Source organism: Kribbella sp. NPDC058245, assembly GCF_042882005.1.
Taxonomy (GTDB): Bacteria; Actinomycetota; Actinomycetes; order Propionibacteriales; family Kribbellaceae; genus Kribbella.
The window spans coordinates 200,298-222,657 of the sequence record NZ_JBHVWY010000002.1; the positions used below are offsets into that span (position 1 = coordinate 200,298).

Genomic DNA, 22,360 nt, shown 5'->3' on the forward strand with positions numbered 1-22,360 from the left:
GCTACTTGCTCAGGCCCATCACCAGCGTGTTCGGGTACGGCGGGTACGCCGGCAGGTAGAACTCCTGCACCTTCGAACCGTGCAGGAACGCGTTGCGTGCGTACAGCAGCGGGACGATCGGGGCGTCGTTCATGATCTGCTTGTCGAGCGCGGCCCAGTCGGCGGCCGCCTTGGCCTTGTCCGGCTCGGCGGTGGCCGCGTCGATCGCCGAGTCCACCGCCGGGTTGGAGTAGCGGGACATGTTGTACCCGCCGTTGCCGATCTCCGACGAGGCGAACAGCGGCTGGATGTTGCCGATGGCGCTCGGGAAGTCCGGCAACCAGCTCGACACGGTCAGGTCGTAGTCCGGCTTGTTCCCGGTGACCGTCTCGGTCCACTGCTTGTTCGGCAGCGGCTTGATCGTCGAGTTGATGCCGGCCCGCTTGAGGCCCTGCTGGATCGCCTCGGAGACAGCCACACCGGTGGCACTCTCCGAGTCGGCGACCAGCGTCAGGTTCAGGTTGGTCACTCCGGCCGCGGTCAGCAGCTGCTTGGCCTTGTCCGGGTCACCCTGCGGCGGCGCCTCGTAGGTGTTGTACTTCGTGTAGCCCTGGATGCCGGGCGTGATCAGCGTGCTCGCGATCTCGCCACCGAACTCCGGACCGCCCTTGGCGACCTGCACGGCCAGCTTGTCGACGGCGTACTGGATCGCCTTGCGGACCTCGGGGTTGGACAGCCCGGGACGCTTGGTGTTGATCGCCAGGTACTGCAGCGCGCCGGACGGCGAGGTCGCGACCCGCGCCTTGACGGCCGGGTTGCCGGTGACGGTCGGGATCAGCGCGGCCGGGACGTTGGTTCCGGTGCTGGCCGCGAACTGGTCGTCACCCGAGTCCTGGATCAGCCGCTGGTTGACCGCGTTGGCCTCCAGCCCCATCTGCCAGACGAACGCGTCCGGCAGGCCGGTGCGGGCCGGGTCACTGGCCTTGTCCCAGTTCGGGTTGCGCTCCAGCTCGAGCTTCGCGCCCGGCTGGTAGGACTTCACCTGGTACGGACCGCTGGCCACCGGCTTCTCGCCGTAGTGCGCCGGGTCGGTGTCGGCCTTCTGCGGGACCGGCGAGAACGCCGGCATGCTGGCGATCCACGGCCAGTCACCGAACGCCTTGTTCAGCTTGAAGATGATCGTGGCGTTGTCCGGCGTCTCGACCGACGCCAGGTCGCCGCCCTTGTAGGGGCCGGTGTACTTGTCGCCGCCGACGAGCAGCGACTTGTGGTAGCCGAGACCACCGGACAGCTCCGGCGCGAACGAGCGCTCGATGCCGTACTTGATGTCGGCGGCAACGATCTGCGAGCCGTCGGCGTACTTCAGGCCCGGCTTGAGCTTGTACGTCCAGGTCTTGCCGCCGTCGCTGACCTGACCGGTGTCGGTGGCCAGGTCCGGGACCAGCTCGGTGTCCTTGTCCGGCGAGGTCTTCCAGGCCGTCAGCCCGCGCAGGATCAGGTGGATCGCGCTCGTCCCGAGGTTCTGGCTCTTGGCCGGGTCGAAGCTGATCTCCTTGCTGGTACTCAGGAACTGCAGCGTGCCGCCCTGCTCGGCGGCCGCCGACGAGCCGCCACTACTCGAACCTGACTTGTCGTTGGCGTTGCAGGCGGTGGCCGCCAACGCCAGCACGGTCGCGACCGCGACCGCTCGGGTGATGTGTTTCATCATGTCCTCTCAGGAGATGGTTGGCTCGGGGAAGTAGCAGGCGGCCCTGTGTTCAAGCTGCAGCTCAGTCTGGTCATTGACGACCTCGAGTACAGGTCGTTTGGTGGCACAGATGTCTTCGGCCTTGTAACAACGGGTCCGGAACGGGCAGCCCGACGGCGGTGAGATCGGAGTCGGTACGTCGCCGGTCAGCACGATGCGGTCCCGCGTCACGCCGGGTTCCGGCACCGGTACGGCGGACAGCAGCGCCTTCGTGTACGGATGAGCCGGCGACGCGTAGACCTGGTCCGCCGGGCCCTCCTCGACGATCGTGCCGAGATACATCACCGCGACCCGGCTCGCGACCTGCCGGACGACGGCCAGGTCGTGCGCGACGACGACGTACGAGAGACCGAGCTCGTCTCGCAGGTCCGCCAGCAGGTTCAGCACCTGAGCCTGGACGGACACGTCGAGCGCCGACACCGGCTCATCGCAGATCAGCAGGTCAGGGCTGACCGCGAGCGCCCGGGCGATCCCGATCCGCTGCCGCTGTCCGCCGGAGAACTCGTGCGGGTAGCGCTCCAGGTGCTCCTCGGACAGACCGACCTTCTGCAGCAGCTCGATCAGCTGAGCCCGGGTCGGCCGCGTCCCCTGCGCACGGAACGGCGTACTGACGATGGTGCCGACCGACTGCCGTGGGTTCAGCGAGGCCTGGGGGTCCTGGAAGACCATCTGGACCGTACGGCGAACCGGCCGTAACCGCCGGCCTCTCAACCGGGTGACGTCCTTGCCGCCGATCTCGACCCGGCCCGAGGTCGGATCGAGCAGCCGGGTGGCGACCCGCGCCAGCGTCGACTTGCCCGAACCGGACTCGCCGACCAGCCCGACCGTCTCGCCCTTGCGGACCACGAGGCTGACCCCGTCGACCGCCTTCACCGTCTGAGCGGCGCGCCACGGCACACCGCGCAGGCCGAAGTACTTGCGCACACCGTCCAGGCGCAACAGTTCCTCGCTCATGCGGTCGCCTCCGGTCGGCGGCCGAGATGGCACGCGGCTTCGTGGTCGCCCTCGCCGGGACGCGGCGTCAGCTCGGGCCGCTCGGTGATGCAGCGCTCGCCCACCCGCTCGGTGTACGCACAACGCGGCTGGAACGGGCACCCGGTCTTGATCGATCCCGGCGACGGGGGCGAACCCGGGATGGTGGTCAACCGCGGCTTCGGCGGTACGTCGATCCGCGGCATCGCGCCGAGCAGTCCCAGCGAGTACGGGTGGGCTGCCCGGTAGAACAGGTCGCGAACCGTCCCACGCTCGGCCGCACGACCGGCGTACATGACCAGTACGTCGTCCGCGACCTCCGCGACGACGCCGAGATCATGCGAGATCAGGACGAGCGCCGTACCGAACTCTTCCTGGACGTCGGCCAGCAGTTGCATGATCTGCGCCTGCACGGTGACGTCGAGCGCCGTCGTCGGCTCGTCGGCGATCAGCACGCGCGGGTCGTTCACGAGAGCCATAGCGATCACGACCCGCTGCCGCATTCCCCCGGAGAATTCATGGGGGTAGCTCTTCGCGCGCCGCGCCGCGTCCGGGATGCCGACCTTGTCGAGCATCTCGACCGCCCGCTTGAACGCGACCTTCTTCGAGACGTCGTGGTGCAGCCGGTACGCCTCGGCGACCTGCCAGCCGACCGTGTAGTACGGGTTCAGCGCCGACAGCGCGTCCTGGAAGACCAGCGCGATGTCGTTCCCACGGATCTTGCGCAGCTCGTCGGCGGGCAGGCCGACCAGCTCGCGGCCGTCGAGCAGGACCTCGCCCTTGACCTCGGCGTTCGACGGCAGGATGCCCATCACGGCGGCCGAGCTGACGCTCTTGCCCGATCCGGACTCGCCGACGATCGCCAGCGTCTTCCCGGCGCCGACGGCGAAGTCGATCCCGTCGACGGCCGGGACCAGGCCACCCTCGGTGTCGAAGGTGACGCGCAGGTCGTGGACCTCCAGCACCGGCTCAGCCATGACTCACCCTCGGGTCGAGCGCACCGTGCACTATGTCCACCACCAGGTTCGCGAGGATGACGAGGAACGCCGCGAACAGGGTCACACCGACGACCACGGCGACGTCCAGATTGGCGACCGAGTCGATCAGCAGGTCACCCAGCCCCTGCATGCTGAACACCTTCTCGGTCAGGATCGCGCCGCCGAGCAGACCGCCGAGGTCGAGCCCGAACAGCGTCACGATCGGGACGAGCGCACCACGCAACCCGTGCGTGACGACGACGCGGCGTTCGCCGGCGCCCTTGGCCCGGGCCGTGGTGATGTGGTCGAGGTTGAGCTCCTCGAGCATCTGCGACCGGGTCAGCCGGATGTACGACGACGCCGACAGCACCGCGAGGACCAGCCAGGGCGTAACCAGGTGCCAGGCCCAGTCGACCGGGCTCTCGGTCAGCGGCACATACCCGTTCACCGGGACCATGTTCAGCCAGAACCCGAAGACCAGAATCGCCAGCAGGCCGAGCAGGAACGACGGCGTGGACACACCGATCAGCGCGAAGCCGACGGCCAGCCGGTCCAGCAGCCGGCCGCGGTTCAGCGCGGCGACCACGCCCAGCGAGACGCCGATGATCAGCCACAGGACGGCAGCACCGAGGGCAATCGAAGCGGTCACCGGGAAACGGTCGATGATCAGCGTGCTCACCGGCCGGGCCAGCGGGAACGAGTACCCGAAGCAGGGCGCGTCGCAGTGCAACGAGGCCGCGCCCTCGCCGTACGTCCGGCCGGCGAAGATGCCCTTCAGGAAGTTCAGGTACTGCTGCATGGTGCTCTGGTCGAGCTGCATGAAGTGACGGGCCTGCTCGAGGCGGTCCGGTGTACAGGGCTTGCCGCAGGACAGCAGCGCCGGGTCGGTCGGGATCGCATAGAACACGAGATAGACGGCCAGGCTGAGCGCGAGCATCACGAGCAGTGCGGCGAACAGCCGCCGGATGACGAACCAGACGATGTCGGGCATCAGTGTGTCCTCCGCAGCCGTACGTCGAACGCGTCCCGAACGCCGTCACCGAGCAACGTGAAGCCGAGCACGGCCACGAACAGGGCGATACCTGGGAAGACCATGAACCACGGGTCGGCGCCGGTGTAGACCCAGACGATCGAGTCCGAGATCGAGCGGCCGAGGCTCGGTGTCGGCGGCGGGACGCCGACGCCCAAGAAGGACAGCGCGGCCTCGGCGCCGATGTAGCCCGGAATCGCGAGGGTCGCGATCACGAGGACCGGGCCGAGCAGGTTCGGCAGCAGCTCGCGGGTGATCACCCACCAGCCGGTCGAGCCGACGCTGCGGGCAGCCTCGACGAACTCGCGGGTGACCAGCGAACGCGCCTGCGCCCGGATCAGCCGAGCCAGACCGGCCCAGCCGAAGAAGCTCAGCACGCCGATCAGCAGCAGCGGCCGCGGCACCTTGGCCGGCACGATGATGCCGAGGGCAATCATGAAGACGAGCTGCGGGAACCCGAACAGGAAGTCCAGCAGCCGGGACAGGACGGCATCGAACCAGCCGCCGACATACGCCGCGGTGATCCCGAGCAGCGTGCCGATCACGGTCGTGACCGCGGTGACCACGATCGCGATCACCAGCGAGGTCCGCAGGCCGAGCACCACGATCGAGAACAGGTCGCGCCCGGTCAGCGGCTCCACCCCGAACCAGTGCTCCCCACTCGCGCCGCCGAACGATCCGCGCGGCGCGTTCCCGCGGGCCGGATCGAGCAGATCGATGTGGTACGTGAACGCATCCTGGCCCGACAACTTCACCAGCAACGGCGACGCCGCCGCGACCACGATCAGCGCGACGACCAGCACCAGACCGACACGCGCGCTCCGATCCCGTCGTACCCGGCGCAAGGCCTGCCGGGTCGGCGAGAGTGCCCCGGCAACTGACGAACTCACACACACTCCTGACGAGTTGTTTCAAACAGCCGACACAAGCTAGGCGGCATCCTCCCACCCCACGTGCCGCATCTTGAATCCTGAGAATCTCGACTCGATAACTCCGGATTCGGATAGCTCCTCTCGCCCGGCTACTCTCCGCGCATGACAGCGGCAACTGACGGCGAACTGCGCATCGGCTCCAGACTGCTCAACTACACCCTCTACGGTCCCACCGACGGTTTTCCGGTGGTCTCCCTCGGCGGGACACCCAGCACCCGCTGGAAGCGTCCGCACGTTGTCGAAGCCATCGCGGAAGCCGGTCTGCGGATGCTCATCCCCGATCGCCCCGGGTACGGCGGCTCCACCCGTCAGCCCGGTCGTTCCGTGGCCGATGCTGCCGGTGACGTCGCGCAATTGGCCGATCACCTCGGCTGGGACACCTTCGCCCTGACCGGCGGTTCCGGCGGCGGCCCGCACGCCCTCGCCTGCGCGGCGCTGCTGCCCGATCGGGTCATCCGCTGCGCCACTGTCGGCGGCATCGCCCCGCCGCTGACCCACGACCCCGAACCCACCGAGGCCGAGGAGCAGGCCGACCCGCGCCGCGACCGGCACGGCTGGCAGGCTGCCCGTGATGTGAACGTCCTCCGGCCCGAACTCGAGGAGAGCTTCGCCCGGATCATGGCCGCCGTCGCAGCCGGCGGCCCGGAGTTCCCGCCGGACCCGCACGACCCCGCGCCGCCGGCGCCACCCGCTCGCGATAGCCCGGAGGCGATGGCACGACTCACCGCCACCTTCGTCACCAGCATCGACGGGGTGCTCGACGACCTCGCGGCCTTCTCCAAGCCCTGGGGCTTCGACCTCACCGATGTCCGGGTCCCGACCAGCATCTGGCACGGCACCGCCGACGAACGCGCCGGCAAGCACGCAGGCTTCCTGATCGAGGCGCTCTCGTCCGCCGAATCCATCCAGTACGTCGGTGGCCACGTGCCGCCAAGCGCGGCGTACCGGGAAATTCTGCGATGGTTGCGCGGCGCAACTAACTGAGCTGGTCCGACTCGGTAGGCTCGGCTGCACCAACCGCCGAAGGATGACGGAGGAACCGTGCTCGAGCTCAGTGGGTCGACGTGGGCGATCACGATCGGATTGATCGTCGTACTGCTGGCAGTGGATCTGTTGCTCGCGGCACTGCGGCCGCACCGGGTCGGGTTCAAGGAGGCGGCCGCCTGGTCGGTGTTCTACGTCGCGGTGGCGGTCGCGTTCGGCCTGTGGTTCATGAGCCAGTACGGCGGGGACTTCGGCGCGCAGTACTTCGCGGGCTACATCGTCGAGAAGAGCTTGTCGGTCGACAACCTGTTCGTGTTCGTGATCATCATGACCACGTTCGCCGTACCGGAGGAGCATCAGCACAAGGTGCTGACGTTCGGCATCGTGCTCGCGCTGATCATGCGGGCGCTGTTCATCGCGCTCGGTGCGACGCTGTTGTCGCTGTTCTCGTTCATGTTCCTGATCTTCGGGTTGCTGCTGCTCTACACGGCGGTGCAGTTGTTCCGGCACCGTGACGAGGAACCCGACGTCGAGAACAACGTGATCGTGAAGACCGCCCGGCGCGTCCTGCCGGTCAGCGAGGAGTACGTCGGCGGCAAGCTGACCGCGCGGATCGACGGGCGGAAGGTCGTGACGCCGCTGTTCGTCGTACTGGTCGCGATCGGTGGCGTCGACCTGCTCTTCGCGCTGGACTCGATCCCGGCCGTGTTCGGTGTCACGGACGAGGCCTACATCGTGTTCGCGGCCAATGCCTTTGCACTGCTGGGGTTGCGGGCGTTGTTCTTCCTGGTGAAGGGGTTGCTCGACCGGCTCGTGTACCTGTCGGCCGGGCTGGCCGTCATCCTCGCCTTCATCGGCGTGAAGCTGATCCTGCACTGGGCCCACGTGGACATCCACGACGGCATTCCGGAGGTCTCCACCCCGGTCAGTCTCGCCGTGATCATCGGCATCCTGGTGATCGTCGTGGTCGCCAGCCTGCTCAAGACCCGCAACGACCCGACCGTCACCGCCCACGCCGGGTCCCTGCACGGTCAGCGAAAAACTCCGGACGAGTAATCAACCTTCCGCTCCCCTGCCGTCATCTCTAGTCGTGTGCAGTCACGGTGGCTGTGCGAAACTCGAGGGGACACAGAGAGATGAAGAAGTTCGGGGTTGTGACAGGGATCGCAGCGATGGCGGGCGCGGGGGCTCTCCTGATCGGCGGCACGCTTCCCAGTAACGCGGCAGTTGCCTCCAGCAACAGCCAGGCGGCGTCGACGTACGCGAAGCGGTACTTCGCCGTCAGCGACGGCCCGCACGCCAGCGCCTATGTGCCGAAGACCTGGAAGCACCAGACACTCGGCGCCTGGCAGGACAAGTTCTCCGACGCCAAGCACAACCAGTCGGTCCGCTTCAACACGGCGTACAACGCCAACATCAGCACCACTCAGGCGATGAAGCGCAAGATCGTCGCGCTCAAGCACACCCGCGGCCTGCACATCGTCAGCACCTCGACCGCGTCGATGAAGTCCACCTCCGGCCAAGGTCCGCTGACCGTCAGCACGGTCGTCTACACCTACCGCAGCGGCAAGACCACCCGTTGGGTCGCCGACCGCTTCATCGGTGTCGCGGGCGGCAAGTCCGCCGAGGTCGAGATCGCCGTCGCCGGTGCCCCGAAGGACTACAAGTACCTCGGCGCCGTCCTCCTCAACTCCAGCCGCTCCATCCAGCTCTCCAACTGACCAGGGTGCACTCCCCCACCGCCGCCGTACCTCCCGATCGAGGTACGGCGGCCGCACACGTTCAGCCGACGGGTTCGAGGATCCGGTGGGTGCCCGTGGGCCTGACGTGGAAGACGAAGCCATGGGGTGTTCTCCATTCGAGGGTGGTGGGGTTGATCCGGCGCACCTTCCAGCCATGGGCGTGGGTTTTCAGCCGGTGGCCGTAGCGGCTCAGCGGTGCGAGGTTGGTGGTGCTGGTTTGGCCTGGTGGGCCGAGGGGGTCGTAGGGCGTGATGTGGTCGAGGTCGATGGATTTACTGGTTTCGCGGGTGCCGTAGGGGAAGAGTTCGACGGGGTGGGTGAGTTTGACGCGTTCGCGGATGCGGTCGGTGGCTTCGTAGCAGTTGACCGAGATCGCGTCGTTGAGGTCGATGACCGGCTTCACCACGTAAGGCCCGTATCCGATCAGTTCGCCCAGTTGCGAGGCCAGTGAGGGCCCGTGCCCTTCGACCCGGATCACGCCGTCGCCGGCTGCGAGGGTCTGGTCGGTGAGGTGGACATAAATTTCGGTCTTTCCTGGGCGTGCGGCAGTACTTGGGCGTGCGTGAGCGCTTGGCGTTGTCGCGGGTGTGAGCCGGGTGTAGGCGTCGCGTTTGATCTGCGCGAGCCGACTGGCGAGTGCGCGTTGTGCTGTGGCGTCCATGGGCTCGCCGGTGTCGCCGTCGGGCTCGAGGGCGGAGGCGGGATCGAACGGTTCCACCGGCCAGCGGGACGGGTGATCTGCATGATCGAAGGGGTCGGGGAGGTTGCTGGTGCTCGGGTGCGGAGCATCCCGGTCGGCCTCATCGTGCAGTCCGGGCTCGACCATGCTCGCCGAGTACTCGTCCCAATCATCCTCGCCACCGCCGTCGCGCTGGCGCAGCTCCGGACCGCCGTCCCTCACGGCCGTTGCACCATCCGAGGCAAGACCTTCCGCAGCGCGACCGCCCGAGGTGGAAGTCCGACCGGGAACACCCGACGCGGTAGAGCCCGGGGCCGGGGCGCTTGGGGTGGAGGGCTGCGGACCTGAGGCGCCGCGGGCGAGAACACCCGAAGCAGCGGATCTCGAAGCCGAGGGAGTCTGCGTGGCTGAGGTTGCAGCATCCGGAGTTGCGGGGCTCGGCGCCGGGGCGCTCCGGGTGGGAGACTGCGGGTCTGCAGCGCCGCGAGCGGGAACATCCGCACTGCGAGTCGGAACGCTCGAGGCAGCGGAACTCGAAGCCGCGGACGCCGGGGTAGGAGTCTGCGACGTGGTCGAGCTCGGGGCCGGCGTGGTCGGGGCTGGGGTGTCCGGCGTGCCCGTGGTGTCCGGCGCGCCTTGGGTGTCCGGGGTCGTCGCGGTGGCGGCGTGGCGGGTTTGGGCTAGGAGTTCTTGGGCGAAGACGGGGTCGGCCAGAATGCCTACCGCCTCAGCACGGCGGAACTGTAGCGAGCGGGTATCGCCCAGGGTCTGCTGGGCGTCGCCGAGCGCGTCGATGACAGCGTCGAAGCGGGTGGCCGCGCCAACCGACGTACGGATATAGATGGTTTTCGTGCCGTGCTCATCCGAGCGGCCGACGAACACGCCGCGTTCGCGGACCTTCGCGGCCGCCTCGGCACGAGCGCCATCAGGGTCGGCGTGCATCTTCGCGGCCTTGACGATCTTGTCCAACCGGTACGGGGTGATCGTGTCGATCAGGTCCGCGACCCGGCCATCGACGTACTGGGCAGCCTCCTCGGACAAGGCGAGGCAGTCGCGCACGATCCGGCAGGCCTTCCATGGAGTCGCCTCACCGGACAAGACCTTGGCCCAGATCAAGGGAAAACGGTGACGCAACGCCAACGCATCACCGATGATCCCGCGCCCGACCCCGGGTGAGACACCCAGGACGACCGCGAACTCACCGATCGCGAACTCCAGAATCTCCGGGCAGCCTTCACCACCCAGCACCACACCACGCTCACGCCCCTCGAACGAACGGCGACCAGCCCGCGACGCACACGAATCAGGATGGAAACGGTCGGCATAAACCAGCGCGTGTTCGAGCACCCGGGCATCGGCCCGATGCGACAACGCACGCTGCCCGGCGGCCGACTCCAGCAGGTCGGGCGTCGCGAGCAGCGTCAGATCATCGTCGAACATGCATTCTAGTTTACGCACACCGAGCGAGCCCGCGCAAATCGCCATCGGGCCTGAATCCCTTATCCACAAGGGGAAACATCACAGCCACACCGAGCACGAAACCGTGTATACCCAGCCGGCCTGATCGAGTTCGGGGGTTGATGTCAAGAACGGTCGGGCGGCTCCGACGTACCTGTGATGGCACCCGGGAGCGGATGCCCGGAACGGGAGTGTGGAGCGATGGAAGCGTTGAGCGTGGTTCTGAACAGCAAGCTGGTGGCCGATGACCTGCGGTACTCCGTGCGCGGCGAGATGGCCATCGAGCGACCGAAGCGCCGCCTGTGGTCCGCTCTCCGGCGGAAGCGGACCACAGCGGTCGGCCGGCGGGTTCACTCGGCTCGACTGGCGTGAGTGCTAATCGGCGTCGACCAGGTCCCAGCGGCGCTGGCGCAGGAAACGGCCAGCCGCCCACGCGAGAGCTGCTCCGACGAGTACGCCGGGCAGTATCCAGCGCCAGCCGGTGAAGACGCTGGTCGCTACAACCTGGGCCTGCGGCTGCGGCGCGGGCTGGGCGTCGGCTACGGGTGGCGACGCTGGCGGTGAGTAGTCGAGCGTGGTGGGGCCGCCCAGGAACCGCTGACCGTCGAGGTCACCGGGGAGCAGCTTGAGGGAGGCCAGCAGCTTCGTCAGGGCGACCGGCTCCGGCGACCGATGCCAGACCGGCTTGCCGAGCAGCGCCGAGCCGTCGAGGGCAGAGCCGTCAGATGACTCGCTGGTGGCGATCCACGGGCCGCCCGGGGCGTCGGGGTAGATGATGTCGATGCGCCAGACGTTCATGTCGTGGATGAGCCACGCAGCGCGGACGAAGTTGCCGCTCTGGTGATCCGGGGAGTCCGGCTCTTTGCTGGCGCCCTCGAGACTCGTCAGCGCCTGCAGTTCGCTGTACCGCAGATCGTCGTACCCAAGAGCGACCACTCGAGGCGGTGCGCTCAGCAGCACGCTGGTGGGACCGCCCGCGTACGCGGGAGCGGCCATGGTGAGCATCGCGAGTACGGCGAAGAAGGCGAGCGTCCGTCGGATCATGTACTGGGTACACCGCCGCGCGTCAGAAGGTTCCGACGGCCACCTGGGTCGCACGGTGTTTGTCGGCACCCTCAAGCCGGAAGGTCGTACCGTTCAGCTCCCAGACCAGCGTAGGTCCGGCGATCCGCACTACCTGTTCGTTCACCAGCACTAGCTCGTGTGGGGTGCTGAACCAGTAACCGTTGACCTGTTGGATGTAGTCGAGCGACTTGTAGTGCTGCTTGAGGTACATCGGTGAGATCCCGGTGCGGAACTGTTCGAGACGCAGGCTGCCCCAGCTCATGGCAACGAAGTCCTTCGAGGCGTCCACCGCGTCTGGCGCGCCCAGGCCCTTGGGAAGTACCGGAGTGAAGCCAGCGACCTGTGCAGCCTGCTCCAGCGACAGCGCACCCGAGACAGTAGGCACAGGTGGAGCGCTCTGCGGTGCAGTGCCGCCCGGGACAGCCTGCACTCCCCCGATCCGCAGCCACTCGGCAACAGCCGCCCGCACCGGCGGTGTCAGCGCCAGCCCAGCCAGCAGCACACACAGACCGGCCACGAAAGCCCGCCAGCGGTCGCGCGAGCGCCGTCGTACCGGAATGTCGGCCACGCGCGCCAGAACCGCAGCAGTCAGCTCGGAGTCGACCGGCGGTACCTCCACGGACCGTCCCAACGCGCGCAGCTCGTCATCCAGGTTCATGGCAGCACCTCCTTCTCCAGCAGATACCGTCGCAGTCGCTCCAGGGCCCGGTGCAGCCGTGACTTGACCGTCCCACGCGGCCAACCGAGCACCGTCGCCGTCTCCTGCTCGTCCAGCTCCAGCAGGTACCGGCACGTCACCACCAGCCGGTGCGCCTCCGGCAGAGCCTGTACGGCGCTCAGCAGCTCAGCCCGCCGTTCCAGCGACACCGTCTCCTCGGCAGGATCCAGTACGACGTCCAGCGGCGCAGCGATCTCTTCCCGGCGGCTGCGACGCGAACGCGACCGCACGCAGTTCCGTGTCTCGTTCGCCACAATTCGCAGCAACCACGGCCGAAAGGCAGCACCACCCCGGAACCCACCCAGCGCCCGGTACGCCTTCACGAAGGACTCCTGCACCACGTCATCCGCATCCGCACCGGCTCCGAGCAACACCGCCGTACGGTGAGCGATCGGCGCATGCAGCAGCACCAACTCGCCGTACGCAGCGGAGTCCCCGCCACGCACCCGAGTCAGAATCGCCGCCTCATCCGCTGCGCTGATCTGGACCTCCTCAACCTCTCGGACACTCTCACTACACCGCCGATGGTCGTCCGGTTCCAGTGTGGCTAGACCCACCCAGGTGTGGGGCTGGACCCGTACTGGACGACGCAGCAGATTTCTAACGTCGTGAGTATGAAGAAGACAGTGAAGAAGTGCATCGGACTGTACGGCGTGGCTAGCGCGGTAGTACTGAGTGTGGTGATCGCGACGGCTGCGACGCACGGGACGGTCAACACGTTCATGTGGGTGCGATCGGTACTGCTGCTGGCCGTCACCCCCGTGCTCTACCGGCTGAGCGCACAGCGCCTTCGGACTCTAACGACTGTGTTGCCGATCGCGATCATCGGCGTCGACCTGATCCCCGGGGTCTGCCCGGTGTGGTTCGCCGCGCTCCAGGCCGCGTCTGTGATCCCCTTGATCGCAGTGGCGGTCATGATCCGGCGGCAACCGGCGGAAGGGACGAGGACAGCATGCGACGGCTCGTAGCGGCAGGGCGAGGGCTCGTGCTCCTGACCCTGGCCACAGCAGTGCCGGTGCTCTCGGTCGTCCCGGCCGTGCTGGGTGCTCTAACCGGGCGGTCCTGGTCTCCGGCCAACCCCTGGACCTGGTTCGGCTGGCTGCTCATCGTCAGCGCCTGCGCGCTCGCCCTGGCCCGGCCGATCGGCACGCTGGTACGGCGCCTCGCGAACAGCTGGTGCGGTCTCCAGCTCGAGGATGGGTACCGGCCGCCCGGCCCGGAGCCGGTCCAGCTGTCGACCGGGCACTGGTGGAACGGCCACTCGTACGAACGGACCCGCCGGGACGCCGAGATGGATGCCCGCTGGCGGCGCGGGCTCGGCGATCCGGCCTACTGGCGAGACGTGCGCTGGCTTGGAATCTCGGCCATCACCATCGCGCCCGTGTGCGCCGTACCGCCGGCGGCACTCGCCGGAGCCGTGATCGCCTTCACCCGGTCAGCAGTTGCCGTCGGCATCGGCCTCACGCTGATCGGCGTACTGACCGCGCCGTACGCGTGGCTGGTCCTCCGCCCGCTCGCCGGACGCTGGCTCCCGGCGCCAGACAGCACCGACCGGGTGCGCGAACTCGAGCTCCAGCGCGCGGATCTGACCAGGTCACAGGCGGCAGAGATCCGGCGGATCGAGCGCGACCTGCACGACGGAGCGCAGGCCCGGTTGGTCGCGGTCGGCTTGTCGCTGGCCACGGCCGAGCGACTGATGGACACCGACCCCGACCGCGCGAAGGCGCTGCTCCGCGAGGCCCGGGAGGGCACCTCCACGTCACTCGCCCAGCTGCGTGACCTGGTCCGCGGCGTCCACCCACCGGTACTCGCCGAACGCGGCCTGGTCGATGCGATCCGTGCGCTCGCACTCGACAGCGCACTCGAAGTCACGGTCGCCTCTGACCTCGGGCAACGTCTCGACGCGCCGATCGAAGCCGCGGCGTACTTCAGTGTGGCCGAGCTCCTGGCGAACGCGACCAAGTACGCCGAAGCCTCCACGGTGCAGGTGGACGTCCGCAAAGCCGGTACGGCGCTCACCGTGCTCGTGACGGACACCGGTCCGGGCGGCGCTGTCGCCGTACCGGGTGGTGGACTGGACGGGATCGCCCGGCGGCTGAGTGCCTTCGACGGCACTCTGACACTGGACAGCCCGCCCGGTGGGCCGACCCTGGCACGGATGGAGATCCCATGCGAATAGTTGTCGCCGAAGACCTCTACCTGCTCCGCGACGGCCTGGTCCGGCTACTCGAGACCTTCGGCCACGAGGTGGTCGCGACCGCAGCCACCGGACCGGAGACGCTCCAAGCCCTCCTGACGCACCGTCCGGACGTTGCGGTCGTCGACGTCCGGATGCCGCCCACCAACACCGACGAGGGGCTGACCGCCGCGCTCAGCGCACGCCGAGAGGTCCCCGGGTTGCCGGTGCTGATTCTGTCGCAGCACGTCGAGCAGCTGTATGCCCGTGAGCTGATCGCCGACCAGGCAGGCGGCGTCGGCTACCTCCTCAAGGACAGCGTGTTCGACGCCGACCAGTTCATCGACGCCCTCGAACGCGTCGCCGCCGGTGGCACCGCGCTCGATCCGGCCGTGGTCACCAAGCTCCTCGCCCGCCCGGCCGCCGAGCCGCACCTGGCCCGGCTGACCGAGCGTGAGCGGTCGGTCCTCGCCCTGATGGCGGAGGGTTTGTCGAACAGCGCGATCGCCCAGCGCCTGTTCCTCAGCGACAGCGCGATCAGCAAGTACACGACCACTACCTTCGACAAGCTGGGCATCCAGGCCGACGACTCCGCCAACCGGCGGGTCCTCGCCGTCCTGACCTACCTGAAAGTCTGAGCAGGTCGCCCGTCGGGTGTATAGGGTCGGGATCGTGCCAGACATCGATGAATCCTTCCTTGCCCTTCCCCGGCAGGAGCTTGCGGAGGCCGCGTTGCAGCGGGCGCGAGACCTCGGGGCCACCTTCGCGGAGTTCCGGCTGGAGCGGATCCGGTCGGAGTCGATCTCGCTGCGCGACAGCGTGCTGGAGAGTGCGAGCGACGGCGAGGACCTCGGTCTCGCGGTGCGCGTCGTGCACGACGGGACGTGGGGTTTCGCGGCCGGGGTCGCGCTGACGACGGACGCGGCAGTCCAGGTGGCCGAGCAGGCCGTCAACATGGCCTTGGTGTCGCGGCCGATCAACGCGGAGCCGATCGAGCTCGCCGACGAGCCGGTGTACGACGGCGTCACGTGGGTCTCGTCGTACGAGATCGATCCGTTCAGCGTGCCGCGGAGCGAGAAGGTCGCGCTGCTGACCGACTACAGCGACCGGCTGCTCAAGGCCGACGGCGTCGCGCACACGAGCGTGCATGTCGCCACGATCCGCGAGTGCAAGTTCTACGCGAACACCGAAGGTACGTCGTACACGCAGCAGCGGGTGCGGATCGGTCCGGAGATCACCGCCTTCGCGGTGGACGCCGAGACCGGCCGCTTCGACTCGATGACCACGCTCGCGCCGCCGGCCGGACGTGGCTGGGAGTACATGACCGGCACCGGCTGGGACTGGGACGACGAGCTCGCGCAGGTCCCGGGCTGGCTGGCCGAGAAGATGGCCGCGCCGAGTGTCGAGGCCGGGGTGTACGACCTGGTCATCGACCCGAGCAACCTGTGGCTGACGATCCACGAGTCGATCGGCCACGCCACCGAGCTGGACCGCGCGCTCGGCTACGAGGCCAACTACGCCGGCACCAGCTTCGCGACCACCGACAAGCTCGGCAACCTCAAGTACGGCTCGCCGGTCATGCACGTCACCGGTGACCGCACCGCCGAGCACGGCCTGTCCACGGTCGGGTACGACGACGAGGGCGTGGCCGGTCAGCAGTGGGACCTGGTGAAGGACGGCGTACTGGTCGGCTACCAGGTCGACCGCCGGATGGCGAAGGTGAACGAGGAACTGCTCGGCACCGCCCGCTCCAACGGTTGTGCGTACGCCGATTCGTCCGGGCACATCCCGATCCAGCGGATGGCCAACGTGTCGTTGCAGCCGGCCGAGAGCGGCCCCTCGACCGAGGAGCTGATCAGCCGGGTCGAGAACGGGATCTACATCGTCGGCGACAAGTCCTGGTCGATCGACATGCAGCGGTACAACTTCCAGTTCACCGGGCAGCGGTTCTACAAGATCACCAACGGCAAGCTGGACGGTCAGCTCCGCGACATCGCCTACCAGGCGACCACGACGGACTTCTGGGGCTCGATGGAGGCCGTCGGCGGCCCGGAGACCTACGTCCTGCACGGCGCGCTGAACTGCGGCAAGGCCCAGCCCGCCCAGTCCGGTGCCGTCAGCCACGGTTGCCCGTCCGCCCTGTTCCGGGGCGTCCGCATTCTCAACACCACGCAGGAGGCCGGCCGGTGACCGCCATTCAGCTCACCCCGCAGGACACCGTCGAGCGCGGGCTCGCGCTCGCAGCGGCCGAGGGCGCGGACGGCTGCGTGATCATCGTCGCCGAGACCTCAAGCGCCAACCTGCGCTGGGCCAACAACACCCTGACCACCAACGGCTCCATGCGCGGCACACACGTCACCGTGATCGCCACGGTCGGAGCCGGCGAAGGTACGGCGACCGGTGTGGTCAGCCGGTCCGCGGTCACCGACAACTCGTTGCGCGAGCAGGTGTCCGCGGCGGTCGCGACAGCGCGGGCCTCCTCCCCGGCAGACGACGCCCGACCGCTGATCGACGGCACCACCAGCCCGGACTGGGACGAGGAGGCAGCCGAGACCTCAGTCAGCGTCTACGAGAAGTTCGCTCCGGCGCTCGGTGAGACCCTGCAGCGAGCCACCAGCGAAGGCCGCTGGCTCTACGGTTTCGCCGACCACGAGGTCGTCACCCTGTACGTCGGTTCCTCGGCCGGACTCCGCGTTCGGCAGGCCCTCCCCCGTGGTTTCGTCACCGAGACCGGCAAGTCCGGCGACCTCAGCCAGTCCGCCTGGGTCGGTGCGGCGACTCGCGACTTCACCGATATCGATCCGCTGGCGTTCGACGCCGAGCTGACCCGACGGCTGGGCTGGGCGTCCCGGACGGTTGCCGTCGAGCCCGGCCGGCATGCCACCGTGCTGCCGCCGACCGCGGTCGCCGACCTGACGACGTACCTGTTCTGGCAGTTGGACGGCCGGCAGGCGTTCGAGGGCCGCAGTGTGTTCGCGAAGCCGTCCGGTGGCACGAAGATCGGCGAAACGCTGTCCACCAAGCCGGTGCAGTTGCGGTCCGACCCGGCGCTGCCCGGACTCGAGACCTTCCCGTTCGCGGTCGCGCGATCGTCGGACGGTTCGTCGAGCGTCTTCGACAACGGCCTCACGCTGACCGCCACCGACTGGATCCGGGACGGCAAGCTCGAGACCCTGATGACGAGCCGGCACACGGCCGAGCTGATCGGCGCACCCACGGCCGCGCCCGGAATCGACAACTACGCCCTGTCGATCGACGGCGCCACCGGTACGACGGACGACCTGGTCGCCGGTGTGGAGAACGGTCTGCTGCTGACCTGCCTGTGGTACATCCGGATGGTCGACCCGCAGACCTCGCTGCTGACCGGACTGACCCGGGACGGCGTCTACCTGATCGAGAACGGTGAGGTGACCGGGGCGGTCAACAACTTCCGCTTCAACGAGAGCCCCGTCGACCTGCTCTCCCGGATCACCGCGGCCGGCGCGACCGTGCCGTCGTTCTCCCGCGAGTGGGGTGACGAGTTCTCCCGGACGGCGACCCCGCCGCTGCTGATCCCGGACTTCAACATGTCCAGCGTCAGCAAGGCCAGCTGAGCCAACGCAAACGCCCCGCGAACTTGTCAAAGGTTCGCGGGGCGTGCTGTTGTTCGTCAGACCGTCGGCGGGTCGGCGAAGCCACCACGCTCGGCGGCCTTCGGGTCCGGCCCGAACCGGTTGTCACCCGGCGTCCCGTCCTGGGCCTGCCAGACGATGAACCAGATCCAGCCGATACACGGGATCAGCCAGATCAGCACCCACCAGCCCCTGCGGTCCTTGTCGTGCATCCGGCGGACCGACACTGCGATGCTCGGGATCGCCATCGCGAGGAACAGGATCGTCGAGATCCACCCGGTGCGGCCGAACTTCGCGTCCGGGTCGCCGTAGTCGGTGCCCAGCAGCTTGTCCAGGATGGCGGCGACGATCAGGATGATGACCCAGAACAGGAAGTACATCCAGAACTCTTTGCGCCGTGCCCGGCCGTTGAACTCCGCGTACCGCTTCGTGATCACATCGGTGAACCACTGCATTGCCGCACTCCGATTCTCTCGAGGTGAGATGCGTCAGTGCACGCTGTCGCCTCGCTCAGCGGCCCGCAACGTGGCGCGCCGTCCTTGAAGGGAACTTCACCTTTTCGCGACGGTGACGCGCCACATCCGGTGCGGTTTCGGGCCTTCGGCGTACGGCGTGGTGTCGACCGGCCGCCAGCCGGCGGTCAGCTCGTCGAGCCGGGGCCGGTCGAAGAAGCGGCCGACGAACCCGTCGTGCTCCCACAACCCGTCACCGAACTCCCGCCAGTTCGCCGCACACGGGTCCTCCGCGGACCAGACGGCGTACACGAAGAGGCCGCCGGGTCGCAGCACCCGGTGGATCTCGCCGGTCAGGCCGCGCAGCTCGTCCGGTGTGAAGGCCATGTTCAGCAGCAGGTTGGCGAAGACCGCGTTCACCGTGGCATCGGCCGGCGGCAACGGATCGCGGACGTCGTGCAGCGCGGCGGTGACCCGGTCGTCGAGTCCTTCGCGCTGTGCCTGCTGCCGCAGCTGGTCGAGCGCGGTCTCGCTGAAGTCGGTGGCGTGCACGCTGAATCCCTGCCTGGCCAGGAAAAGCGCGTCCCGGCCATGCCCGGACCCGAGCTCGAGAACGTCATCGATGCCTGCGGCACCGAACGTCTCCGCCGCCCAATGCGCCGCTGCCGACGGTTCGGCTCCGTGCAGTTGCGGATGTCGCGCGTAAGCGGACTCCCACCGTTCCTGCTGAGCCCGTGCGAGCTCGACGTGTCCAGTGTTCATGTTGCTCCCCGTGGTCGTCACGCCGGTCTGGACGATCGGCAGACCGCGCCAGCCTACAGTGCGCGAATCCGGGGAGTCTCGGTCACGCCGTGAGCGGGTTCGGAAGGTTCAGGTAGACAGTGGACAGATTCGCCTGACAGGGCAGGGTGTCTGCGGTCAGCCAGCGGCGCGCCAGGCGGTCGCCGTCCGGGCCAGCGGCCTTCAGCAACGGCAGTGCGAGGACGAGTCGGTCCCGCACCACATCGAGCAGCTCTCCTTCGTCGGCGACCCCATCCGCCGCCAGACAGCCGACCACGGCCAGGGCCTGGTTGTAGAGCAGGCTGCAGGTGAGGCGGTCGTCCGCCGTACTGTCGTCGACCACGGCGAGCGCAGAGTCCCGCAGGCCGGTTACGGCGAGCAGACCACGCAGGTACGACGATGCGAGGTGGTAGCCCTGGTTGTCGCGGTAGGCACCGCCCTTGATCCGGCCGAGACCGTCCAGGCGGATCAGGGTGTTCTGCTGATGAGCCTCGAGTCCGATGCCGGTCTCGGCGTACAGGTGCAGCATCGGGATGAGGACGCTGTCGACGTACTGCGCCACCCACGCGGCTGGGTCGTCGGCGGCGAACTCGCTGAGGCGGCTGAGGCGGTCAGGGCGTGGCGCGACCAGTCCGGCCAAGCAGGCATAGCTGTTGACGTCATTCGGTACCTCACGCACCGCGACGTCCAGACCGGTCAAGGTGGGTCCACCCTCGTCAAGAGCGATCCAGGCCGGGTCGCGGACGATGGTGAAGCGGGGATGCGCTGTCGCCGTACCGGCGTTGTAGGCGGCGTCCAGCAGGCGGTAGACCTCCAGGCCGCGGCGGAGCTCGGTGGGGGTCGACTCACGCCGCGAGTTGGCGATGCGCAGGCCCAGGGACAGCTTGAGCATCACCGGCAGGTCTGGGTGGTAGAGCGTGCGCATGCTCGATGTCGGGTACCACTGCGCGCCGTGCGGGCCGAGCTCTTTCACTCGACCCTCCTCGAGCAGCTTGGCGACCCGCGGCCGTTGCCGCAGGGCTGCCGCCTGCCACGGGTGAGCCGGGATCAGCACCCGGCCCGCCGACGGAGTGATACCGGCCAGCGCGCCCATCAGCTGCACAGCGTCCAGTCCCTGCAGTGAGGGCGCGCCGGCCACCTGGTCCGAGGACACCAGTTCGGTGTCGGCCTCGAACCAGTGCACCGCGAAACGGCCACCGAGCTCCGGCGAGTACCTCGCCAGCTCGGCACCGCTCAATCCGTCCCGGCTCTTGGGTGCCGGGTGGTTCAGTTGACCGAACAGCAACGCCTGCTCGATCTCCAGGAAGCGGCCCGGGCCACGGTCAGCCCCGCCCGCGTCGACGAAGTACGCGACGTTGCGGACCGACTCCGCCGTCCGCGCGACGAGGTCGTCGACCTCGGCCGGGTCGGCATCGGTGGACAGCAGCCGGACCAAGGCCTCCGGGGCCGGCGGGACACCGTCCACCAGGATCTCGGTGAACTGGTGCCACCCACTCCGGGAGGCATGCTCGACCCGCGCCGTGACTGTCGAACCGCCGACTGCCAGCTGCAGCAATCCGGCCGTCACCGGCACCGCGGCCTCCCGCGTGTAGCAGCGCAGAATCGCGTTCAGATGCGCCGCGACAGCCGTCTCGGTCGAAGTCACACTCACTCTCCTGAAGTAAGGCAACGCTTACTTAGGTGAGCCTAACTTCAAATCGTCTCCGTGGCCACCCGACTACACGTGGCCATGCTCACTCTCGCCGTACGGCGTCCTGGTGAGGATGAACGTCGCCAGGTTCAGGTGGTCGAGGGCGCCGTCGGTGCGGACGACGCGGAGCCGCTCCCCCGCGAAGTAGCCGTCGCGTCCCTGGTAGAGATCCGGGCCGAGCGGCGTGAAGCGGCAACTCATCGCACCCGACATCAGCAGTCCACCGGCGCTGACGCCGATGGTCAACGGCGTGTTGCCCCAGTACCAGTGACCGAGCAGCTCGTTGCCCTGCTCCAGCTGGGGTTCCGGCAGCCACTCCCGTGCGAGCACCGGCTCATACCGGACCAGAGTGGTGATCAGCTCCGGCGCCAGCGACGCGACCTTGCCGTGTGTCGCGTTCCCCAACGTGACCGCGCCGATCCGTCGTACCCGGTCGACGAACAGCCCGGCCAGGAAGCCCGGCATCGAGCCGGTGTGACCGAACAGCAGATAGGGGTCGTCGGCAATCAACCGCAACCCCAGCCCGTACGACGCTGTCAGCGCCTCGCGTGGATCCCCAGCCGCCGGTGCGGACATCTCGTCGACGGTGTCGCGGCTGAGCACCTCAGCGACCGGGTCGATCCAGAAGTTCGCGTACGTCGCCAGGTCCTCGATGGTGCTCCACAACTGACCAGCCGGAGCCATCGCTCCGGAGTCGTAGGCCGGCTCCTCGATCAGCTGACCGCTGAACGGATGGACCGAGTACCCCTGGGCGGCCGCGCCGAACGGGAAGTACGACGTACGCCGCATCTCCAGCGGATCGAGGATGCGCTCCTGGACCACGTCGAGCCAGGACTCACCACGCAGCCGCGCGACGAGCTCACCCAGCAACGCGTAGCCGAGGTTGGAGTAGTGGTGCCGCCGATCGGCCGGACCGGTCGCGTGCGACTCGTCCATGCTCGCGGTCAACTCGTCGAACGAGACGCCCGGGTTGCGCTCCCACCAAGGACCCTCGGGCTCGGCGTTCATCCCACCGCTGTGGGCGAGCAGGTGCCGCACGGTCCGGTCGCCGAACGCGATCCCGGGCAGATGCTTGCCGACGGCATCATTCAGCGACAGCAGACCCTCGTCGCGGCACTGCAGGACCAGGATCGCGGTCAGCGTCTTGGTGATCGACCCGATCCGGTACTGCACGTTCGATCCCGGCACGAGCCCGGACGCGTTGGCGAACCGGCCGCGCGCGCCGGTCCACACCAGCTCCCCGTCACGCACCACGCCGGCGGTCACCGACGGCAGTCTGGTCTCACTCTGGGCGGCTGCGATCCCGGCCAGCAGGGCGGCGTCGGTGTCGGCACGTACGTCGGTCACCTGAACGAGTATGCCCGTTGG

22 protein-coding genes are annotated in these 22,360 nt (G+C 68.3%); 9 read left to right on the forward strand and 13 right to left on the reverse strand.

Going from position 1 to position 22,360, the window contains the following annotated elements:
* Position 1: 1 nt before the first annotated feature.
* Genes ACFVWG_RS04420 through ACFVWG_RS04440 form a run of 5 tightly spaced genes read right to left on the reverse strand, consistent with a single transcriptional unit; the run spans position 2 to position 5,595 of the window.
* A complete protein-coding gene (locus ACFVWG_RS04420) occupies positions 2-1,684 on the reverse strand; it encodes an ABC transporter substrate-binding protein (RefSeq protein ID WP_391541715.1) in 1,683 nt (560 codons plus the stop codon).
* A 9-nt stretch (positions 1,685-1,693) separates the two neighbouring features.
* A complete protein-coding gene (locus ACFVWG_RS04425; protein WP_391541716.1) occupies positions 1,694-2,680 on the reverse strand; it encodes an ABC transporter ATP-binding protein in 987 nt (328 codons plus the stop codon).
* Positions 2,677-3,675 (reverse strand): ABC transporter ATP-binding protein, encoded by a 999-nt coding sequence (locus tag ACFVWG_RS04430; RefSeq protein ID WP_391541717.1) that lies wholly within the window; start codon positions 3,673-3,675, stop codon positions 2,677-2,679. The genes ACFVWG_RS04425 and ACFVWG_RS04430 overlap by 4 nt, the downstream gene beginning before the upstream one ends.
* Positions 3,668-4,666 (reverse strand): ABC transporter permease, encoded by a 999-nt coding sequence (locus tag ACFVWG_RS04435; protein ID WP_391541718.1) that lies wholly within the window; start codon positions 4,664-4,666, stop codon positions 3,668-3,670. Before ACFVWG_RS04435 ends, ACFVWG_RS04430 begins: the two co-directional genes overlap by 8 nt.
* A complete protein-coding gene (locus tag ACFVWG_RS04440; protein ID WP_391541719.1) occupies positions 4,666-5,595 on the reverse strand; it encodes an ABC transporter permease in 930 nt (309 codons plus the stop codon). Before ACFVWG_RS04440 ends, ACFVWG_RS04435 begins: the two co-directional genes overlap by 1 nt.
* A 144-nt stretch (positions 5,596-5,739) precedes the next feature.
* On the opposite strand from ACFVWG_RS04440, the gene ACFVWG_RS04445 reads away from it, so the two are divergent.
* The 3 genes from ACFVWG_RS04445 (at position 5,740) to ACFVWG_RS04455 (ending at position 8,342) form a co-directional block, all read left to right on the forward strand.
* A complete protein-coding gene (locus ACFVWG_RS04445; protein ID WP_391541720.1) occupies positions 5,740-6,621 on the forward strand; it encodes an alpha/beta fold hydrolase in 882 nt (293 codons plus the stop codon).
* A gap of 57 nt (positions 6,622-6,678) precedes the next feature.
* Positions 6,679-7,677 carry a TerC/Alx family metal homeostasis membrane protein gene (locus ACFVWG_RS04450; RefSeq protein ID WP_391541721.1) on the forward strand — a complete coding sequence of 333 codons (999 nt, stop codon included), beginning with the start codon at positions 6,679-6,681 and terminating at the stop codon, positions 7,675-7,677.
* Positions 7,678-7,757: 80 nt separating this feature from the next.
* Complete coding sequence (locus ACFVWG_RS04455; RefSeq protein WP_391541722.1) at positions 7,758-8,342, forward strand: hypothetical protein; 585 nt, start codon at positions 7,758-7,760, stop codon at positions 8,340-8,342.
* A 61-nt stretch (positions 8,343-8,403) separates the two neighbouring features.
* On the opposite strand, the gene ACFVWG_RS04460 is transcribed toward ACFVWG_RS04455, so the two are convergent.
* Entirely contained in the window at positions 8,404-10,482 is a 2,079-nt protein-coding gene (locus tag ACFVWG_RS04460) for a hypothetical protein (protein ID WP_391541723.1), read from the reverse strand.
* Positions 10,483-10,701: 219 nt separating this feature from the next.
* Here ACFVWG_RS04460 and ACFVWG_RS04465 point away from each other — a divergent pair, with 219 nt between their 5' ends.
* On the forward strand, positions 10,702-10,872 hold the full coding sequence (locus ACFVWG_RS04465; RefSeq protein ID WP_391541724.1) for a hypothetical protein: 171 nt from the start codon (positions 10,702-10,704) through the stop codon (positions 10,870-10,872).
* A gap of 3 nt (positions 10,873-10,875) precedes the next feature.
* Here ACFVWG_RS04465 and ACFVWG_RS04470 read toward each other — a convergent pair whose 3' ends face one another.
* Genes ACFVWG_RS04470 through ACFVWG_RS04480 form a run of 3 tightly spaced genes read right to left on the reverse strand, consistent with a single transcriptional unit; the run spans position 10,876 to position 12,729 of the window.
* On the reverse strand, positions 10,876-11,544 hold the full coding sequence (locus tag ACFVWG_RS04470) for a hypothetical protein (RefSeq protein ID WP_391541725.1): 669 nt from the start codon (positions 11,542-11,544) through the stop codon (positions 10,876-10,878).
* A 22-nt stretch (positions 11,545-11,566) separates the two neighbouring features.
* Complete coding sequence (locus ACFVWG_RS04475) at positions 11,567-12,223, reverse strand: hypothetical protein (RefSeq protein WP_391541726.1); 657 nt, start codon at positions 12,221-12,223, stop codon at positions 11,567-11,569.
* On the reverse strand, positions 12,220-12,729 hold the full coding sequence (locus ACFVWG_RS04480; RefSeq protein WP_391541727.1) for an RNA polymerase sigma factor: 510 nt from the start codon (positions 12,727-12,729) through the stop codon (positions 12,220-12,222). Before ACFVWG_RS04480 ends, ACFVWG_RS04475 begins: the two co-directional genes overlap by 4 nt.
* 168 nt (positions 12,730-12,897) lie before the next feature.
* Between ACFVWG_RS04480 and ACFVWG_RS04485 the strand changes: the two genes are divergently transcribed.
* The 5 genes from ACFVWG_RS04485 to ACFVWG_RS04505 are packed head-to-tail and all read left to right on the forward strand — an operon-like array spanning position 12,898 to position 18,052.
* Entirely contained in the window at positions 12,898-13,251 is a 354-nt protein-coding gene (locus tag ACFVWG_RS04485; RefSeq protein ID WP_391541728.1) for a hypothetical protein, read from the forward strand.
* Entirely contained in the window at positions 13,236-14,462 is a 1,227-nt protein-coding gene (locus tag ACFVWG_RS04490) for a histidine kinase (protein WP_391541729.1), read from the forward strand. Before ACFVWG_RS04485 ends, ACFVWG_RS04490 begins: the two co-directional genes overlap by 16 nt.
* A complete protein-coding gene (locus tag ACFVWG_RS04495; protein WP_391541730.1) occupies positions 14,453-15,097 on the forward strand; it encodes a response regulator in 645 nt (214 codons plus the stop codon). The genes ACFVWG_RS04490 and ACFVWG_RS04495 overlap by 10 nt, the downstream gene beginning before the upstream one ends.
* 34 nt (positions 15,098-15,131) lie before the next feature.
* Entirely contained in the window at positions 15,132-16,649 is a 1,518-nt protein-coding gene (locus ACFVWG_RS04500) for a TldD/PmbA family protein (protein ID WP_391541731.1), read from the forward strand.
* Positions 16,646-18,052, forward strand: coding sequence for a metallopeptidase TldD-related protein (locus ACFVWG_RS04505; protein WP_391541732.1), 1,407 nt, complete (start codon positions 16,646-16,648; stop codon positions 18,050-18,052). Before ACFVWG_RS04500 ends, ACFVWG_RS04505 begins: the two co-directional genes overlap by 4 nt.
* A gap of 56 nt (positions 18,053-18,108) precedes the next feature.
* Here the strand turns inward: ACFVWG_RS04505 and ACFVWG_RS04510 are convergent, their stop codons facing one another.
* The 4 genes from ACFVWG_RS04510 to ACFVWG_RS04525 all read right to left on the reverse strand — a co-directional run bounded on the left by ACFVWG_RS04510 (position 18,109) and on the right by ACFVWG_RS04525 (position 22,339).
* Positions 18,109-18,525, reverse strand: coding sequence for a DUF805 domain-containing protein (locus ACFVWG_RS04510; RefSeq protein WP_391541733.1), 417 nt, complete (start codon positions 18,523-18,525; stop codon positions 18,109-18,111).
* Between the two features lie 96 nt (positions 18,526-18,621).
* Positions 18,622-19,284, reverse strand: coding sequence for a class I SAM-dependent methyltransferase (locus tag ACFVWG_RS04515; protein WP_391541734.1), 663 nt, complete (start codon positions 19,282-19,284; stop codon positions 18,622-18,624).
* 82 nt (positions 19,285-19,366) lie between these two features.
* The gene (locus ACFVWG_RS04520) at positions 19,367-20,947 is read right to left on the reverse strand and encodes an IucA/IucC family protein (RefSeq protein WP_391541735.1); all 1,581 of its coding nucleotides are present in this window, start codon (positions 20,945-20,947) and stop codon (positions 19,367-19,369) included.
* 72 nt (positions 20,948-21,019) lie between these two features.
* The gene (locus tag ACFVWG_RS04525) at positions 21,020-22,339 is read right to left on the reverse strand and encodes a serine hydrolase domain-containing protein (RefSeq protein ID WP_391541736.1); all 1,320 of its coding nucleotides are present in this window, start codon (positions 22,337-22,339) and stop codon (positions 21,020-21,022) included.
* Between the last annotated feature and the right edge of the window lie 21 nt (positions 22,340-22,360).